The sequence below is a fragment of the Ideonella sp. B508-1 genome, assembly GCF_000333615.1.
Classification (GTDB): Bacteria; Pseudomonadota; Gammaproteobacteria; order Burkholderiales; family Burkholderiaceae_C; genus Ideonella.
Genome location: NZ_BADL01000346.1, coordinates 1 through 1,155, shown reverse-complemented (window position 1 = coordinate 1,155; position 1,155 = coordinate 1). Strand labels below are relative to the sequence as shown.

The 1,155-nt window shown below is 73.8% G+C and carries 2 protein-coding genes and 1 pseudogene; all 3 read right to left on the bottom strand.

Annotation, left to right across the window (positions count from 1 at the left end):
• Positions 1-145: benzoate/H(+) symporter BenE family transporter (locus tag I73_RS32645; protein ID WP_199899065.1), on the bottom strand; the 145-nt coding region annotated here is incomplete at its 3' end.
• Between the two features lie 23 nt (positions 146-168).
• Positions 169-447, bottom strand: a pseudogene (locus I73_RS14875) (potassium transporter Kup); the annotation flags it as partial.
• The gene (locus I73_RS14870) at positions 429-1,043 is read right to left on the bottom strand and encodes a DUF4118 domain-containing protein (RefSeq protein WP_234409517.1); all 615 of its coding nucleotides are present in this window, start codon (positions 1,041-1,043) and stop codon (positions 429-431) included. The pseudogene I73_RS14875 and the gene I73_RS14870, both read right to left, overlap by 19 nt.
• Positions 1,044-1,155: the final 112 nt, after the last annotated feature.

The following is a 1,155-nucleotide window of genomic DNA, read 5'->3' as shown; positions in this document are numbered from 1 at the left end:
TCCAGCTGGCCGTCTGCGCGGTGTCGGCGCCCAGGGCCTGGGCGGCCGCGAAGATGATGGCGATGGAGCTGGTGAAGCCGACCAGCACAGCGACAAAGCCGGCCACGACGGCCGACAGCGAGACATCTTTCCAGAACGAAGGCATCGGGCTCGGCGGGCGGAGAACAGTCAGATCTCGACCTTGGCACCCAACTCGACGATGCGGTTGGTGGGCAGGTTCAGGAAGTCGGCCATGTCGGTGGCGTTGCGGTGCATGCTGGCGAACAGCTTCTCGCGCCACATCGCCATGCCCGCGCCGCGGGTGGGCACCACCGTCTCGCGCGAGAGGAAGTAGCTGGTGTCCATGTCGTCCAGCGGCACGCCGCGGTCCTTGAGCAGCTTGATCGCCTCGGGCAGGTCCGGGTCGTTCTTGAAGCCGAAGTTGACGGTCACCTGCCAGCAGTCGTGAAAGCCGCCAGCACCGCTGGGCTGCGCCCGTAGCGCAGGGCCACGCCCACCACCACCAGCAGGAAGAGCATCACGGTGTTGCTCAGCTCCAGCCAGGGCCGCAGCGGCGTGCACAGCAGGGCGGTGAGGGCACAGGCCGCCAGCGCGGCGCCATGGCCGCGCCAGTCGGGGGCGGCCACGGCGGGCTGGCCGCCCCGCGGCGGTGGGCCCCCGGTGTCGCGCGGCGCGGGCAGGGCCACCTGCAGCAGGTCCAGGTCCTCGGCCAGGGCGGCCACCTGCTCGGCCAGGGGCCGGCCCCAGGGCCGCCAGGCCCGCCAGCCGTGCCGGGGCCGGCGGCCGATGACCAGGCGCGAGAGGTTGTGCTTGCGGGCATAGCGCACCAGGGCCGGGGCCAGCTCGGCCGCGGGCAGGGTGGCCACCTCGGCCCCCAGGTCCTGGGCCAGCTTGAGGCTGCGCTCCAGCCGGCGGCGCTGGGCCTCCGGCCGCCGGGCCGAGGCGGGCGTCTCCACATGCAGGGCGTGCCAGGGCAGGTCCAGCTGGGTGGCCAGGCGGGCGCAGCGGCGCAGCAGCTTCTCGGCCTCGGGGCTGTCGTCCACGCAGGCCAGCAGGGCTTCGCGGTTGGGCCACACCACCGGCACCGCGCTGCGCCGGCGCCAGTCAAGGATCTGCTCGTCCACCCGGTCGGCGGGCGCCGCAGGGCCAGTCGCG